This window comes from Paenibacillus sp. BC26, from assembly GCF_900116125.1.
Classification (GTDB): domain Bacteria; phylum Bacillota; class Bacilli; order Paenibacillales; family Paenibacillaceae; genus Paenibacillus_Z; species Paenibacillus_Z lignilyticus.
Genome location: NZ_FPAD01000003.1, coordinates 414718 through 432310, shown reverse-complemented (window position 1 = coordinate 432310; position 17593 = coordinate 414718). Strand labels below are relative to the sequence as shown.

Here is a 17593-nt window from a genome sequence, read left to right as displayed (position 1 = left end):
CAAGGCTCTGGAATTCTAACGAATCGTAGAGGTCTTATTGTCGGAGAATTAGACCAAAAACACCTCAAAACCATCAAATAAGGCTCGTACGGTTCGTTAGAATTTTTTCAGAGCTATTTTCGGACAAATAAGACCTGTACGAGTCGTTAGAGTATCCCGCAACAAAAAAGCCGCCGACTAAGCCGGCAGCTTCACATCCTCGAAGCAGGAACAACTCGCGTTATTCCCCCACTATATATTGCGTTACAAAATCATTGCCGAATTTCCCTTCCGGGTCATAGCGATGAAGCAGTTTCTGGAAGTCGGGCAGCTTCTCATAGTGCGATCGTACCCGGGCCGGCGCCATGGTGAATAATTTTCCCCAGTGAGGCCGAGCATGGAAGGGCTCAAGCTGCTCCTCGATAACGGGCAGCAGTTGTTGAACAGCCTGCCAATTATCCCTCCACGTAAAATGAATGGCTACCATCTCCTGCTTGAAACAAGGGCTCATCCATAGATCATCTGCGGCAATGGTGCGAATCTCCGAAACATGAAGAAGCGGCGATATTTGATCACGCAGACGGTTTATCGCACACAAAGCTGAATACGCGTCCCGACGCGGCACAAAATACTCACTTTGCAGCTCCTCCCCCGCACTCGGCATGAAGTCCATGCGGAAATGCGGAAGCCGTTCATACCACGGTCCGGCTATTCCCATCTGTTCGCTGCAATTCACCGGAGAGACGCCTGGCACTGGGTGCAGATGTGAAGGTGCTGGTGTAGCACCATAAAACTCAGATTCTGCTTGAATCGCTGCGGCTGCATCCGATAGTCGATTCTTTACCCACACTTGATTGAACGACGCGGACTTCCAATCGGTAAACAAACTCACGCTGTAGGCACTGGAGAAGATCGCGTCGAAATGGTGCTCAAGCTGCGTTAGCGGTAAGTTTTCATATATAAACTGACTCATGTGGAAAGCCGGAACCACGTCTAACGTAAGTTTGGTGACTACGCCAAAAGCTCCAAGTCCCACAACAACACCGGCGAATGCTCCATCTTCTTGATCGCGAGAGAGCGTAATCGTCTCCCCGTCCGCTTTGACAATCTCCAGGGAATGAACCGCTGTAGCTAAATTACCATTCAAATCACCGGAACCATGCGTCGCTGTCGCTATCGCACCACCAACCGAGATATGGGGCAGCGATGCCAAGTTATGCAGCGCATAGCCGTTGCCATGAAGATAGTTGCACAGCTCTCCGTACCGAATTCCCGCTTCCACCGTTACACGATTATGCGTGCGATCTAATGCGATTACCCGGTCCAGCTTCTGGAGCGAGAAATGAGATCCGCCAGTATCGGCGATACCATTGAACGAATGACGTGTACCAAGCACCTTTATTCGATTGCTGCGAGCGACCAATTCTTGTACTTGCTCAACTGTTTCAGGAACATGGAGCTCTAAGGCATTATAGCTAAAGTTACCTGCCCAATTTCGGTTTTTTTCCATATCGTCATATCCCTTCGTGGACATATCGTCAGCGTTATTACTTGCTTCGCTATCCTTTGAGGATATACCTGCATAAGAAAAGACTACTTCCTACTAGGAAGTAGTCTTTTCTCTACCAGCTCAACAAAACAGCAATTTCAGTTCGCGGTCGATAGAGCGGAATTCGATTCGATAAGCAGTATCGACCTCGGTTAATACCGGTGTCTGCGCTCCAATCAGCCGGAGCTTATACGGATGACCATTAAATACATACGCAAGGGCATCCGGTTTAATTGTCATCTCCGGTAATCCCTCCGTTTCACCCCACTCCATATGGAGGCCCAGATTCTGCCCATCCGAGGAGAAGCTCACGCCATCCTCCATACAGCGAATTCGAAGCGTTTGATCTCCTTCCAAATGAGCCAGGATCGTTAGTTCCCCAGTTACGGATTCGTCCGTTTCCAAGGCTAGTACGGTTACCGGCACTGCTCTTCCTTCGTGATCATAGGAAACAGGACGGATGCCAGCAGATGTTAGCTTATCACTCCAACGCGTACTATCAACAACAGGCAGCGTGTCATAATGACTATTCTTGTCATGGCAGACCGCGTTTAAATATCGCTCTACATACCGCTCATCGAATAGGTGAATATCGCGAATCCAGAGCTCACCGTCATTATTCAGCAGGTTAAGCCGGTAATAACGATTATAATACCAGACCGACTGACGGCCTTCTTCCCGCCAATCCGTAAGTGCGCTGATAGAAGAAGCAGGAGTGACAGGATACTGTCGCCTGAACCATCGCCCCGTTTCCGCAAGCGTTTCTACTTTCAGAACACCTTCCGCTTGTTTGCTGGCAAGCAATTCAACCTGGTCAATTAAACCGTTTTTCATCAAATCCCAGCCGAAGGAGTTTTCTTGGCCAACCTGGGTATAGCCAAAGGAAACCTGTTCTTTGCGGAAGTTGACGTCATAGAACCATCTTACCCATTCCGGAATGCCGCCACCGCCTTCCTCACCCGAATAAACCGGCTCCAAGGTAATGACACTCTGTCCATTGCCACCAAGCTGAGCGTCGTATTGATAGATGGGATCGCTCCCCAACATCCGGAAGACCGGAACCGGTATTTGGCACTCCTCGGTCTGTGCAGGCATAAACCCGTTTAGTCGGCTCGGATAGTAGGCTTGATTGTAATAGCCTCCCCACAGCGTGTATCCATCCGTTCCCCATTGATCTTTACAGTTGCATGAAGCCACAATATGATAACGATCCGATAAGTAGGCAAGTAAATGAGCATCCATGAACCAGGAACCAACCGTTTGAGGATAATGTCCGAACTGTGCGCGGAAATCCTCCATGAGCACGTCTGCAAGCCGTTCTCGCTCCTGCGGGGTGTAACCTACAGAAAACGCGATATGAGCATGCCAGTCCCAAGGAAATCGGCCGCGCCAGGGGATGCCCGCTTTCTCCGCGAGCGGCTGCACGACTTCAAACCAAACACCTATTTCCTGCGCAGCATCTGCTTCGCGTGTAAGTAAATCTGTAAATGCAGGATCAATCAGCGCATCATATTGAAGCAGCCATGTTGCCCGCAATCCGTGTTTTTGTACTAGCGTCAATTGCTCTCGCACTGGTTCAACCAGATCGATAGGCTCTCTTGGCTCTACACCGCGAATGAAGTTAATGATATTGACGTGATTTGGATAGATATTCTGAAGATGACTCAAGGTTTCACGCTCCAATTCTATTATTCGCCTACAATGACAGGCTTGTCGTTGTAAACATTACGGGGCAAGGTCCGTTTAACGTCGATCGTAATTTTACCCGCTGGCGTGGCACTATAAGCTTTGTACTCCTTATTGAATTCGGCAATTGTCTCTTCGTCGTGACCGCGAACCTTCATTTCATTAAGGAATTGATTGTACACATTCTCGAAATCCTTTTCGGTCTTGGCCAATATCAGTTTCGCATAATATTGCAGGCGAATATCGCTTTGTACCGGGTTGTATTTCTCCACAGATCCACCAATGATCGGTTTAATCCGGCTTGATTCGGGAATGAGACCGAATGTTCCTTGTTCGTGGTTAATTTCCTCTGCCTTATAAAGCATGGCGTTATAGGCCGGCCATGGCGTTTCCATCGTCTTGATGTGCGTGTTAGCTACGCTCGCAAGGTTTTTCCACCACCAGAATCCGTTCTCCGTAACGCTTGCCATGCCCCCGTTATCTCCGCCCCAGAACTTAGGACCTCTGAAGACATCATCATTTACGACGACAGCCCCTTCTTCCATTTTATATGCACCCAAGTCCTCTGGGCCATATTCCATCAGAATAAAGGCTTCCGACGTTTGCATCCAGTCAAGGCCTTTCATCAGCTTGTCCGGATCTTTAACTTTTGCGCTGACCCCCGTACCCGAACTACCGAATGGATTAAAAGTTGCGTACTGAGCTAGTTTAACACCGGGGTTAGTTGGGAGATACGTCGGTGAAAACCATCCTTCAGGAAAGCCCTTCGCCTCGAGCGCCTTGTATGAGATCGCTTCAGGAAGTTTGTTTGTCTTGATTAGCGTAAGATTCGGGTTATCCCACCCATCGAACAGCATCGCACCGAATCGAAGGTTATTGACTTTCTCCATAAACAAATCCTTCTTCTGGAAGGTTGTCTCGGTATCTAACAGACCGTTCAGATGGAGATGGTTCAGCCATTGAAATGCCTGTTTAAATCCAGGCAGCTTATAGTCCGGAATGACCGAGCCATCCGCTTGCTCGTTCCAACCATAACCGGTGCTTCGAACGCCGAACATCGACATGACGATCTGAAGTCCGGCAAAATTCTCGCCGCCGAGCGACAACGGAATGATTTTGCGTCCCTGTGCATCTTTCAAATCTTTAATGGTGTTTAGATATTTCTCAAAGCCCTCTATCGTCCGGATATCGTCAGTTGTCATACCCGCTTTCTCCAAAATGGTATTCTGAACCCATAATCCTTGCGCATTACCCTGCCAAGCGGATGGCTCATCTACCACAGATTCATAACCTGATGGCACGAAGTAGATATGTCCGTCTGCAGCCCGCCAATTATCAATAATGCGCTTATCAATTTTAGATAAATTTGGATATTTAGCAGCATTATCAAAATAACTATCAAGAGGAAGCAGCTTCTTCTCATCAATCAGACGCGACCAAATGAGACTATCCGCCGGCAAAATAATCGAGTCCGGAAAATCGCCGCCTACCAGCTTAAGATTGATTTGCTGAGCCACGTCCCCGCCATTACCAATCTCCACCTTGTCCCAATTCACACCTGATTTGGCCATTACTTCCTTCGTAATTCGGCCATCCAGATTGATTGGTGTGGTTTGTGTCGGAGCATACAACGTGTAATGGGTTAGTTCACCGGAATCCGCTGCATTGCTCTCGTTCTGGCTTTCATTTCCTGTCGAAATTGCCGAATTATTCGTTTTATTCGAGCATGCAGCGGATACTCCCGCTACCAAAGTCAACGCCAATGCCGATATTATGCTTTTCTTCCATCTGTTACTCATACCGGATTTCCCCCTCATCATTACCAATAGGATGTAATGCGTCGATTGCATTCTATATCATCAAACGAAAGAACGTTGCGGAGTAAGTTGGACGAGAGCGACAGGATCCTTGCCGCAAACGGCTTTTCTCATACACCGGCCTTTGTTTGTCGCATAGACAAATGAGCTACTCTTTGACCGAACCTATCAACACGCCTTTGACGAAAAACCTCTGAACGAAGGGATATACGAATAGAATCGGTAATATCGTAATCATGATCGTGGCCATGCGGACCGACTTGGAAGTAATCGCTTCCGGATTATATAAGCTGACCGCTTTGGCGCTCGTCATCTGACTGGAGCTAATCATTTGGCTTGCTTCAATCGTGCTCATAATGCGCTGCAGATAAGTCGGAAGCGGCTGCAAATCGAGATCATTTACGAAGAAAGCGCCGGTGAACCAGTCATTCCATTGGCCTACGGCCGTAAACAAGCCTAGCGCTGCAAACAAAGGCATCGAGAAAGGCAGCACGATATTAAAATAGATACTCGTATAGCCTGCACCGTCGAGCTTCATTGATTCCACCACATTTTCCGGAATGGTGTTTTGGAAAGACGTCTTCATGACAAACATGTTCCAAATACTAAACAAGCCCGGCAGTACATACACCCAGAAATTATTGATAAGTCCCAGATGAATTAACTGAATGTAGAAGGGAATCAATCCGCCATTGAACAGCATAACGAACAAGAATATAAGCAATAGCTGCTTCCTGCCCGGCAGTTCCTTTCTGGACAAGCCGTATGCAACCATGGAGGTGACAAGCAAAGATCCAATCGTTCCAATCGCCGTTCGCGCTACTGTGATCCAGAAAGCGTTGAGAATCGTATGATCAGTTAGGATAACTCGGAAATTGTCTAAGGTGAATACCCTTGGCCACCAATAGATGCCGCCTAATCCCGCATCCCTTCCTTCGTTAAAGGAAAGAATTAAGATATACCAGAGTGGATATGCACACAGAAAAGCGAATATAGCCAACAATACATTATTCAGCACATTAAACGTTCTGTCACCAGTAGTTAATCGCCCCATAGACTCACCCACTTCTCTACCATATACCGTCGCCCCCGATGCGCTTGGATATCATATTGCTGATCAATAGCAAAATCGTTGATATTACACTCATAACAAGCCCGATTGCAGTTGTCTGAGAATATTGCGCTTGTCCGATACCGAGTCTTAACACATACGTATCAATGACCTCAGCCACTCCAATATTAGCCGGGTTAATCATGGCATAGATTTGGTCGATACCTACGCTGAGCAAGCTGGGTACGGTCAGAATGAGGACTATGGATATGATAGGCACAAGGCTCGGCAGCGTAATATAACGCATCTGCGAGAAACGGCCGGCTCCATCCATGACTGCGGCCTCGTAATAAACCGGGTTAATGCTGGAGATAGCTGCAAGATATAAAATAGTGCCCCAACCTACTTCCTTCCACATGCTGCTAAGAACGAAAATGGGGCGAAACCACGTCTCCGATCCCATAAAAGCAATCGGATCAATTCCGAGACTGCGCAGCAGCGAGTTCGCTCCGCCTCCATCGATCGACAGGAAAGCATCGAGAAATCCGACGACCACAATCCAAGAAATAAAATGCGGAAGATAACTTAATGACTGTACGAACCGTTTAAACCGGAATGATCGTACCTCATTGATCAACAAAGCAAACACAATTGTCGTCGGGAAAATAAACAAGAGCCTGAGTATCGTCAGCAGAAAAGTATTGCCCGTAGCCCTCCAAAAATCGGTACTGGCTGAGAACTCCTTGAAATTCTGCAAGCCGACCCAAGTACTCCCCCAAATTCCGTCTTGAAAGTTATAATCTCTGAAAGCAATCTGCAAGCCCAGCATCGGAATATAGTTAAACAGAACAATAAGCACGATTCCCGGCACAATAAAGGCATAGAGTGGGAGAAGGCCTTTCCGCTTAATTACAGAGAGACGATTCATATTCGGCATTCCCCTTTCTTTGGCATTATGAGCAGCATTTGGTGCCGAGATGGAGGTTTCCTCAGCACTTGTATCTGATTATAGAAAACGAAAGAAGCGCTTACAATAATCGCAATGCACGATTACTTATGCTCTAACGCTTTCATGTTTTTTGCAAGAATCGGGAACAGATTCGATTACATATAAAAAAAGAGCGATCAGCAATCGCTCCCATCGCTCTCAACTATGACCAATACGCCTAACTGGCTACCCCCATATAAGCTCTATACTCTTTGGGGCTGAATCCCGTTATCCGTTTGAACAGACTCGTAAAATAGCCGATGTTCTGATAACCGACGCTCTCCGCGACCTCATAGAGCTTCAGTTGTGAATTTTGCAGCATTTCCTTGGCTTTGTTGACTCGGATATGAATTAATTGATCGGTAAATGAAACGCCTAATTCCGATCTGAACAATGCTCCCAAATAATTAGGACTCAAGAAGACGGATTCCGCGACCGAACGCAACGATAGATTTTCCTTGAACTGTTCGTTCATCAGGTCGAGCGCTTTCTGAACCACGATTTGGGAATGGCTCTTCTTTCGCTCCGCGATAAAATCACACAGCCCAGTTAAAATCCTTACGGTCTCTTGCAGCAGCTCCGGCTCCTCTCGGCAATCGAGGATTTGTTCCCACAGTTTCTTTTCCGAACCTACATGACGGCTTACATCGCCAATCTCAGCCGCTACACGATTCGCTCCGCTTATCAGCTGCAGGCATAAGCTTCTCAATTGGGTACCTTGAATGTGGAGGTTACCCGCGATGTTGCGCAATAATTCCCCCAATAGACTCAAACTGCTCTGACTGTCTCCTGCACCGAGCACTTCAAAGAAATCGCCGATCAATTCATCCGAACTTTTTTCCGGGCTCTCTACGCTTTCTTTGAGCACCTGATAGCGAAATGTGTGTTCATCACTTCCGAGAAGCCTTTGATTGACCGCTCTTTGCGCCAGCAGGAAACTCTCGCTCAATTGACTAAGTGCCGGGATGGAGGGACCCGCTCCAATGCATATCTTGCAGAAATCAACGTTGCCAGCTTCTCTGCCAAGGCTATGAAGGATTTGCTCCGTTGCGGCTTCGAAATCTCCTGATTCTGTATCTCGCAAGACCAATACGATATTTCCCCGCTGCGTCGTCGTTATCTCCTCCAGGAGTGAACCGCAGATTGCCACCACAGATTCGTGGAGCATTTGTTGAGCGTGCCCGATCTGCTCTTCCTTAGACAGAGTCGATTCCGGATTTGCATCGATGACCACAATCAGAACACGGCGTATTCCTTCCGATGCGAACATCCCGAGCGCGTCAGCCCGTGCTTTAATGACCTCTTCTCCAAGGACAAGACCATGAATCATCTCCCGTAGAAACTGCTCCCGGGCAATCGGCTTGAACGCATCGAGCTGCTCTTTAATGAGCAGATCTTCTCTGCTTTTAGACAATGCCAGCTGTTGGGACTGGCAGATTCGCTCCAGAATCGTCGTCAGTTCATCAAAAATAATCGGCTTGACTAGAAAAGCATCTACACCGATATCGACTGCCGACTTGGCGTATTCGAACTCTTCATAGCCGGTGACCATAATGATATGCATTCCGGGATTTATCTTCCTCATTCGGGAAGAGAGCTCTACGCCATCCATCCCCATCATTCGAATATCGGTTATAAGCAAGTCAGGCGCTTCAAGCTGGGCTAATTCAATCGCGTGTTCCGCATCTTCCGATTGCCCTACGACGCGCATTTGATACCGCTTCCAATCGATATGCTTAATGATCGAATTTCGCTGCCGCTCTTCATCATCTACGACAAACACTTTGATTTCCATAGGGGATACCTCCAGTCTAATCAACCAGCCAGCACAATCTTGCCTGCTTGCTGCGGGATAAGTAATTGAATTGTCGTGCCTTTGCCAGGCGCGCTCTGAATGGTCAAACTATACGATTCTCCGTAATGACGTTTCAATCGCTCATTCACGTTATAAATGCCAAAACCCATACGATCCTTAGCTCCTTCGGCTTTCTCCAGCAGTTCCTTTACTTGCTCCGAAGTCATGCCGCAACCATTATCTGCTATCGTAATGCAAAGCTTATTATCTCGCAAGCAAGCCTTCATACGTAATGTTCCCCTGCCGCCTGTGAGCACGAACGCATGAAGTAAGGCATTTTCAATAATCGGCTGCAGTGTGATCTTGATAATCTCGCAAGAAAGCGACTCTTCTTCCACATCGAATTGGGTGATGAGTCTGCCCGGAAAACGTGACTCATGAATATCCAAATAAGCTCGTACATGCTCCAATTCATCTCTAAATGGCAAAATATCGCTGCCCCGATTGAGTGCCAGCCTGAAAAATTTAGCAAGCGCATCCACTGTCCCGCTAATTTCCGACGAGCCTACATCCATAGCCATGCTTTTCACCAAAGCGAGCGTATTATACAAGAAATGAGGGTTAATTTGCGCCTGCAAAAGCTTCAGCTTCTCGGTTTCGGCCGCGCTCCTCGCCTCAGATATTTCGCTTAAGGATCGCGCCAGTCGGATCGACATATTATTAAATTCCTCTTCGACATCGGCTAATTCATCTTTGTTATATACCTTCACGGTCAGCCCCATATCGCCGTCACGCACTCTTCGCATACTTCTGACTAGAGAATTGAGGCGATTTTTAATTCGCAAGCCAAAGCTGGTGAGAACGGAGATCGTAAGGACCACGAATAGAATACTGACGGCTATGGCCGCATTTTTAACCAACTGCAATTTCTGCCACAACTCTTCTTGACTCACAATCGTTACGATTTTCCACCCCAGCCTGTTCGTCTCGTAGACGACCATGCTCTGCTTCCCGTTGATTTTCGTAGAATACCAGCCTTGATCCCTATCATAGACCTTCTTCAAATAGGGTAAATCCAGTAGGTTGTCACCTGCTTGTTTGTCCAAATAATTCGTCAGGACTCGCCCCTTCTCGTCCGCTACAACGATCCATCCTTTTTTAAACTCTAATGGATTAGAAAGTTGATCAAACAGCGCACGGTTTGTCACTTCTACATGAATGATGCCAAACTTCTCATTCGACAAATAATCCACCATCCACTTGCTAAGATGGAGGGAGGGCTCAGCAGCGTTCCCTTTCCATTCGGAATACCAATAAAACTGCCGGTCCTTGTTCTCCATCGCAGGATACCAGTCTTGCAATGCCGCTTTTTCCAAGTTTAAGACAACTCCCCCATCCTCATGCAACGTGGAATTGTTCTTGTAGAACTGAATCTTTTTCATAGGGAAATAGGAGCGGATGCGACTTACTGCGGAGTTAATCTGCTGCAGTCCGGCCACTTCTTCCTGAAGGGATTGATATTGCTGTGTCAATGTCGTCGTTATTCCGGGGTCGAGCGACATCTGCATCAGGATATTCTGATACCCGATAATTCTGTACTCGATGTTCTCGTTAAGCTGATAGGCCACCTTCTCCAGCATCTCACGACTCTCTTTCTGCGCGAGCGGCATACTGGTAGAGAATAAATAATAGCCAACGATTAGAACAGGAAAAATCAGAAAAAGAATAAAGATTAACATTAACCGCTGAAGCAATCGAACCCTGTGCCAATAGCTGAAAATCATTCCCGATATCCCCCTAAAGCGGTTTCAATTAATAGATGCACGAGAAATTTATGATATTGTAACAGATAAAAGTTTAACTATGCAAAACAAAAAGACCACCTCCTTAATTAAAGAAGCAGTCTTAACGCCTAACGTTCTGACAAAACGACTATGAGCTTTGGTCCTTATTTCCCTTCTCTCACAAATTGCTCGATCCGGCTCTTAATCGAATCGCGTACTTCACCGAATTTCGCCATAATCTCCTCTTCCGTCCCCGTCGCTTTCGCCGGATCCTCGAAGCCCCAGTGCCATCTTTGAGCTTTATCATTGCGTACAACCGGACAATTATCGTTCGCGTGACCACATAGGGTAATGATGTAATCCGCATCTTTTAAAATTTCAGGATCAATCACATCTGAGGTGTGATTTGAAATATCAATGCCCGCTTCGCTCATGATTTGTACAGCGCGGGGGTTTAAGCCGTGCGCCTCAAGTCCTGCGCTTTTCACTTCGTAGCGATCGCCGCCAAGCGCTTGTAAATAGCCATCGGCCATTTGGCTTCTGCAAGAATTTCCTGTACACAAAAAGTAAACGAGCGGTTTATTATTCATCGTTGATAATCTCCCTTATTTCTAGTTTGTTTAGTTTGATTAAAAGAGCAAATATAGCCACAGATACAATCCCGTCAACGTGATAAAGAGAGTGGGAATCGTAAGTACAACGCCTATTTTAAAATAGCTGCCCCATTTAATTTTTACATCCTTGCGGGCTAGCACGTGCAGCCATAACAGTGTTGCCAGAGATCCAATCGGCGTAATTTTTGGCCCTAAATCACAGCCGATTATATTTGCATATATCAATGACTCTCGGATTACGCCTTGCGTGGCAGTCCCTTTTATGGCGAGCGCATCAATCATTACTGTCGGCATATTGTTCATGATCGAGGACAATATCGCTGCAAGGAAGCCCATGCCGATTGTGGCACTATATAATCCTTGGTCCGCAATTGCTTGTATGAAACGCCCCAGCTCGTCGGTTAACCCTACATTTCTAAGACCGTATACAACGACATACATGCCAATGGAGAAAATGACGACGGCCCACGGAGCTCCTTTGACGAGCTGCCAAGTATGAACCGCGGGACTTCGCCGTGCTGCGAGAATGAACCAAATCGCGACAACGCCTGCAATCACGGAGACCGGAACGCGAATGAACTGACTCACGAGGTATGCAAGAAGCAATACGGCTAAGGTAATCCACGAAAGCCGAAACATCCTCTTGTCTTTGATGGCTTCAGCCGGTTTCTTGAGCTGCTTGAGATCATAATTGCCGGGGATGCTTTTGCGAAAGAACAGAAACAAGACCAGAAGGCTCGCCAGCAAGGCGAACATATTCGGAATGATCATCCGGCTTGCGTATTCTGCAAAACCGATGCCGAAATAATCCGCAGATACAATGTTAACAAGGTTGCTGACGACAAGCGGCAATGATGTCGTATCGGCAATAAACCCGCTCGCCATGATGAAAGGCAAGATCATCTTCTGATCGAAGTTGAGGGTTCGTACCATAGCGAGCACTATCGGCGTTAAGATGAGGGCTGCACCGTCATTGGCAAAAAACGCTGCCACGGTGGCGCCAAGGAGCACAACGTATACGAACATGAGCTTGCCATTGCCTCTGGCAAGACGCGCCATATGAAGCGCCGCCCATTCAAAAAAACCGATCTCGTCAAGAATAAGCGAAATGAAAATGATCGCAACAAAGGCTAACGTCGCATTCCATACGATGCCCGTGACAGTGCCGACATCGGCAAAATCGACCACGCCACAAATCAGAGCAAGGACCGCGCCTCCGCTAGCTGACCAACCGATGTTTAGTCCCCGAGGCTGCCAGATGACAAACGTAAGTGTGACAAGAAAAATAAGAATCGCAATGACGAGCATGTTTTCCTCCGAATTGCTGCTTAGCAACAAATGATCTTGTGCGTTATGCATCAATTTTTTTTGATTAATAGTTCAAAAAAAGATTAACAGCAGTTTGTAGAATGTTCATCTCTTGGCCTGAATATGCAGCATAGCTGCTCAGAAAGAAGCGCTCCAATTTCAGCCGGATTAAGCTCGTAATAGCTCCAAGTGCCTTTTGTCTCTTTAGTGATTAAGTTTGCGTCCAATAAGATCTTAAGGTGGTAGGAAAGCTTGGATTGCGGCATGTCAACGATCTCAGTCAAATCACAAACACATGTATTGCCGCGCTGGCAGAGCTCGAATAAGATTTGCAGCCTCTTCTGATCGGCTAATGCTTTAAATTTTTGCTCATAGGCTTCAAAACTTACATCAGGTGACGGATGCGCATTTACCGGAATTTCAATTTTCATCATTAGCACCTTCTATAATCAATTTATCTTGATTAAACTTCTTGATCCAACTTATCACGGTTTTATCTGATCGTCAACACTAAATCAATAAAATTTGATTAATTAACACATAATCACTCATAAGCCCACACACAATCCTCCGGGCGTTTATCCGGCAGGAACCCTTTGAAGATCGTAGTGCTCAACTGATGCATATCCGTTCGTTCCCGGTATTCGATCCGGCAGCACAACCGCGGCTCGATCCACTTCGTTTTGTGATCCTCTCCGGTATGGAGCTGCTGTGCGATTGCGAGAAAAGCTTGCTTTTCCTCTGGCTTGATGCCGACTTCAACGGTCCCAATCGGCTTGTTCTTCATCGTCCTAAAGTGAAGACCTAAGACTAGCGCGAACGGTTCTGTCCGATAGCCAAGGATAACCGTGTCTATGGACTTGAAGTGTTTGATTTTCAACCAATCCGCCGATAACTTATCCAGTTGATAGATGGAATCCTTCCGTTTCGCGACAATGCCTTCCAACCCTTTCTCCTTCGTCATCGCGAACAACGCCTTGCCCTTCCCATCGACAAACATCGTTTTCGTAAGAACCGATGAATCGGACACCAGTTCAGATAAGCGTTCCTTCCGCTGCATCAATGGCTCGTGCAAATGCTCACGATCCGTATACAAAAGATCAAACACCACGAAAGTCACCGGATGCGTACGCGTCGCTTGTGCAATTCTAGAGGAGTGGCTCAGCCTCCCGCGATGCAAGAAGTCATCGAACACCGGTCTTCCCCCGCGCATGCATATCCCTTCGCAATCCAAAATAGCCGAGTCCGCCTTGATTGCGGCTGCGGCTTCCGTTAACTCGGGAAACTTGGGTGTAACAATGGCTCCGTACCGTGTATAAGCTTCCATACGTTCGTTTTGCTTATGAATGAGCAAACGCCAGCCGTCATATTTGGGCTCGAAAATACACCCTTCATCATCGAAGGCTTCCTTCCCAACACTCACGATCATGGGCTTTAATGCAGAAAAGAGCATAGGTGGCATCCCTCCCCCTACACTCTATTGTGGCCGCAATAAATAGAGAGCAAACCAGCTGACTCTATCTCCTGCCGTTATTTCGACTCGCTTTCGATCACATAGCCGTTTTTCGTAATATGATCCTCGAACATTCGCTGTATATTAGGGAACTCCTCGCGCTCAAGCCACGTATCCGTTTTCCATACGCTCGACGTATTCAGCGCACGCGGGCAATGAACGAAACACTCTTCCACGGTTACCTTAACCGCGAATTGCGGAGGTCTGCCATTCAGTGCCATGCTCTGCTGCAAAGTCTCGTTATAGACCATCCGCGCCGTTCCGTTAATGCGAAGCACCTCGTTCATCCCGGGCAAAATGCAGATCATGCCGAGCCGCGGATTTTCCAGCAGGTTCATCATCGAATCAACCCGCCTGTTTCCCATTCGCTCAGGAAACGCTAAGGTGTGGTCATCCAATACCTTCACGAACCCGGGCTGATCGCCGCGCGGCGATACATCGCATTGGCCTTTGGCATTCGCCGTAGATAGGAAAAAGAGCGGACACTTTGCCAAATAGGCACGGACATGATCATCGATATGATCGATGGTTTTCTTCACAACGGCTTCGTGCGGAACGCCGACCAGCTCTCGCAAACGCGCAATGGAATCAATAATTTCGTCTTCTTGATGGTTATAAATCATAATGAATGATTTTCCTTCCTCTATTGAATCTTTGTATCCATTGTACAGGAAAACAGCTTCCTCCGCATGGCCTTATCCTTTCAGCGCATACACTGAATTAATACGTTGAATCGGAGGTTTTATTCATGACCTTATTTCTAGACCATCCAGAGTGGTATATCCTCGGCCCTTTATTTGGCATAACAGTGGCGGCTATGTACGCGGTTTCAAATAAACCGCTCGGTGCCACTGGATTTTATGCTCAACTTACGGACATGATCCTAGGTCGCCCAATGAAAGAGGCATGGCGTCTTTGGTACTTGTTAGGCGTAATGTTAGGCGGTTCAGTAGCCGCCTGGATCGGCGGGGATTTAGGCCCTGTCTCTTATTACGGAAAAATGGGGGAACTGCTCCCGATACAAGCTCTTATTCCTATTTTGTTCATTGGCGGCCTGCTTATGGGAATCGGTGCCAGATTCGCCGGCGGTTGCAGGCTTATATTTATCTCGTCATGGCTTCATCCGTCATCGTATCGATGATTCTGCTCTGGCTGTTAACGAAGCTTAAATGGCGCACTCTGCTGGGCGGTCCGCTTAAACTGCCGAAACTCCCCATCCGCAAGCATCACATCTGGGGCGGCGCTCTCTTTGGAGCAGGTTGGGCGATTACGGGAACTTGCCCTACCGTTTCGGCGGCCATGCTTGGCACAGGGAAGCTTCTGGGACTGAGCGTAATGGCCGGCCTGCTCGTTGGGGTATTGCTGAAGGATGTTTGGAGCCATCGTAAACCGTGATCATAAGAAACCTCTTATTCACTAGATAATGAGCGCAGGCGTCTTAGCGAAGGAAAAAGATACATCCACAAGCCAGCAACTACAATTGTTCCGATGCCACCAATAAATGCAGCAGGAACGGGTCCAACCATGCCGGCAAGCGTGCCCGACTCAAACTCTCCCAGCTGATTGGATGTTCCGATGAAGAGCGAGTTTACCGCATTTACGCGGCCCCTCATCTCATCCGGCGTTTGCAGCTGCACAAGGGAAGAACGAATCACCACGCTGATGACATCCGAACCTCCGATAAGCAGTAAGGCAACCAGCGATATGATCAAATTCGTCGATACCGCAAAGAGCATGGTAGCTAATCCAAAAACGCCAAGCGCTCCGAACAAGATCGGACCGAGTGCTTTCCTCAAGGGGAAATAGACGAGTGTAATAGACATTAACAGCGCGCCAACTGCAGGAGCGGTTCTCATTATCCCTAATCCTAGTGGACCTGTATGTAAAATGTCCTCCGCAAAAATAGGCAGCAGCGCTGTTGCGCCACCAAGAAGAACAGCAAATAGGTCAAGCGATATCGTCCCCAAAATGACCGGATTGCGTCTGACGAAGACTAAACCGGAGAAGATGGAGCTGGCCGTCACCGGCTCGGGTTTCCTAACGACTCTCTCCATGCGGATGAGGAAAGTAAGAATCCCCGCAACGAATAGCGCCACTGCTGCTGTAACATAGACGAATACCGGCCCCACCGCAATAAGCACACCGCCTAAGGTCGGTCCTATAATCTGAGAGGTTTGCCCGGTCGAGGTTGTCCACGCAATTGCTTTCTGCATGAGTTCCTTCGGCACCAGCATCGGCAGCAACGACGAAGACGACGGCCCTTCAAATGCCCGGCAAGCACCGAGTATGGCTGCAGCTACCAGGATCTCATTTCGCCCCAACCATCCTGCTAAGTTCCCAACAAGCAGCAGCGCAGCAATACCACTTTCGATAATTTGGCATAAGAAAACGATTTTCCTTCGGTCGAACCGATCCGCGACTTGACCCACAACCAACGTAAGCAGCATCATCGGCAGAAACTGTGCCAGTCCCACAAGTCCGAGGCTGTATGCATCATGCGTCAGCGCATACATCTGCCAGCCGATCGCAACGGAAAGCATCTGGAAGGAAGTCGAGGATAACGTACGCGAGACCCAAAATTTCGTAAAAGAAGGCTGCCGGAGTGTAGATTCCGTTTCCAACACGATGCATTTCACGCCCTTTTTTGATCACTTATTTCCATACTAGTCATGGGAATTGTACTCGATATTCGCAAAAAAGACTACCTCCTCGGAACAAGGAAGTAGTCTTCACGCCGCTCTACTAGCTAATATACAACAGCATAGCCTGATCGCTCGCCGCTGCCAGCCGATAATAATCAACCAACTCCTGATAATAATCCATCACATATTCACGATCTCCGTCGTCATCCCACTCAAGCGAAGGATAGAGGTCCAACTTCCGCATTTGCTCGGGATTGTACCGCCTAATCAGTTCTTCCTCCGAGATAATCACCAATGCTGCGTGAATCTGTTTCACCTGCTCAACGGTTAAGTAACGTGTGGGCTGATCTTCCTCATCTGTCTCCCCGCCGATCGGCGTGCCTCCAAGAACGGTATGTACAAGCGGTTCAGTTCCTTCCCAAGCAGCCCCGTTGAGCAAATAATGAATGGCGTGCCATGACTTATCCAGATATAATGACTCGTTCTCTTTACCCTCGTCGCTATAAATCACAGCCTCCAACTCCACTCCCCCTTGAAGCAGATCATGAAGCAGCTCGGACGAAATTCGCTGTAAATTTGCAACCATGCTCATAGTGAATTCCCCTCTCACAGTAGTGTGACATGCGTGAAATCCAGTAGCGCGCTTATACCAACATTACAGTAAATTACATACTTATCCAATAATGAATTTCTGTATTATACAACTCGTTTTCCACCTGACGCCGCGAAAGGCTAACGAATCGTATAGGCCTTATTGGGCCTGATTTCACGGCTCCGCAAATCTAACGAATCGTACAGGTCTTATTTCGATAAAATCGACTCCGAATTGCCCAAAACCCATCAAATAACGCTTCTACGATTCGTTAG

16 protein-coding genes are annotated in these 17593 nt (G+C 47.6%); 2 read left to right on the top strand and 14 right to left on the bottom strand.

Annotated features, from left to right (window positions below; genetic code table 11):
- Positions 1 to 220 precede the first annotated feature (220 nt).
- From BM412_RS23000 to BM412_RS22945, 12 genes are all read right to left on the bottom strand, one after another.
- Positions 221 to 1513 carry an FAD-binding protein gene (locus BM412_RS23000; protein ID WP_256256529.1) on the bottom strand — a complete coding sequence of 431 codons (1293 nt, stop codon included), beginning with the start codon at positions 1511 to 1513 and terminating at the stop codon, positions 221 to 223.
- A 96-nt stretch (positions 1514 to 1609) separates the two neighbouring features.
- The gene (locus BM412_RS22995) at positions 1610 to 3196 is read right to left on the bottom strand and encodes a hypothetical protein (protein WP_177246032.1); all 1587 of its coding nucleotides are present in this window, start codon (positions 3194 to 3196) and stop codon (positions 1610 to 1612) included.
- A gap of 20 nt (positions 3197 to 3216) precedes the next feature.
- Positions 3217 to 5013 (bottom strand): type 2 periplasmic-binding domain-containing protein, encoded by a 1797-nt coding sequence (locus tag BM412_RS22990; protein WP_091223653.1) that lies wholly within the window; start codon positions 5011 to 5013, stop codon positions 3217 to 3219.
- Between the two features lie 166 nt (positions 5014 to 5179).
- Positions 5180 to 6085, bottom strand: a complete 906-nt coding sequence (locus tag BM412_RS22985) for a carbohydrate ABC transporter permease (protein ID WP_091223652.1) — start codon at positions 6083 to 6085, stop codon at positions 5180 to 5182.
- 16 nt (positions 6086 to 6101) lie between these two features.
- Positions 6102 to 7010 carry an ABC transporter permease gene (locus BM412_RS22980; protein WP_091223651.1) on the bottom strand — a complete coding sequence of 303 codons (909 nt, stop codon included), beginning with the start codon at positions 7008 to 7010 and terminating at the stop codon, positions 6102 to 6104.
- Positions 7011 to 7248: 238 nt separating this feature from the next.
- Complete coding sequence (locus tag BM412_RS22975; protein WP_091223650.1) at positions 7249 to 8865, bottom strand: response regulator; 1617 nt, start codon at positions 8863 to 8865, stop codon at positions 7249 to 7251.
- Positions 8866 to 8885: 20 nt separating this feature from the next.
- Entirely contained in the window at positions 8886 to 10649 is a 1764-nt protein-coding gene (locus tag BM412_RS22970; RefSeq protein ID WP_091223649.1) for a cache domain-containing sensor histidine kinase, read from the bottom strand.
- A 164-nt stretch (positions 10650 to 10813) separates the two neighbouring features.
- Entirely contained in the window at positions 10814 to 11239 is a 426-nt protein-coding gene (gene arsC, locus BM412_RS22965; RefSeq protein ID WP_091223648.1) for an arsenate reductase (thioredoxin), read from the bottom strand.
- Positions 11240 to 11278: 39 nt separating this feature from the next.
- Positions 11279 to 12571, bottom strand: a complete 1293-nt coding sequence (locus BM412_RS22960) for an arsenic transporter (RefSeq protein WP_091223647.1) — start codon at positions 12569 to 12571, stop codon at positions 11279 to 11281.
- A gap of 83 nt (positions 12572 to 12654) precedes the next feature.
- A complete protein-coding gene (locus BM412_RS22955) occupies positions 12655 to 13002 on the bottom strand; it encodes an ArsR/SmtB family transcription factor (protein WP_091223646.1) in 348 nt (115 codons plus the stop codon).
- A 113-nt stretch (positions 13003 to 13115) separates the two neighbouring features.
- Positions 13116 to 14024 (bottom strand): ATP-dependent DNA ligase, encoded by a 909-nt coding sequence (locus BM412_RS22950; RefSeq protein WP_091223645.1) that lies wholly within the window; start codon positions 14022 to 14024, stop codon positions 13116 to 13118.
- Positions 14025 to 14101: 77 nt separating this feature from the next.
- Positions 14102 to 14707, bottom strand: a complete 606-nt coding sequence (locus BM412_RS22945; protein ID WP_091223644.1) for an MSMEG_1061 family FMN-dependent PPOX-type flavoprotein — start codon at positions 14705 to 14707, stop codon at positions 14102 to 14104.
- 125 nt (positions 14708 to 14832) lie between these two features.
- On the opposite strand from BM412_RS22945, the gene BM412_RS22940 reads away from it, so the two are divergent.
- Positions 14833 to 15225, top strand: a complete 393-nt coding sequence (locus BM412_RS22940) for a YeeE/YedE family protein (RefSeq protein ID WP_091223643.1) — start codon at positions 14833 to 14835, stop codon at positions 15223 to 15225.
- Positions 15198 to 15479: a DUF6691 family protein gene (locus BM412_RS22935; RefSeq protein ID WP_091223642.1), complete on the top strand. Its 282-nt coding sequence runs from the start codon at positions 15198 to 15200 to the stop codon at positions 15477 to 15479. The genes BM412_RS22940 and BM412_RS22935 overlap by 28 nt, the downstream gene beginning before the upstream one ends.
- A gap of 14 nt (positions 15480 to 15493) precedes the next feature.
- On the opposite strand, the gene BM412_RS22930 is transcribed toward BM412_RS22935, so the two are convergent.
- Complete coding sequence (locus tag BM412_RS22930; RefSeq protein ID WP_218163176.1) at positions 15494 to 16708, bottom strand: MFS transporter; 1215 nt, start codon at positions 16706 to 16708, stop codon at positions 15494 to 15496.
- Positions 16709 to 16826: 118 nt separating this feature from the next.
- Positions 16827 to 17318 carry a YfbM family protein gene (locus tag BM412_RS22925; protein WP_091223637.1) on the bottom strand — a complete coding sequence of 164 codons (492 nt, stop codon included), beginning with the start codon at positions 17316 to 17318 and terminating at the stop codon, positions 16827 to 16829.
- Positions 17319 to 17593 lie beyond the last annotated feature (275 nt).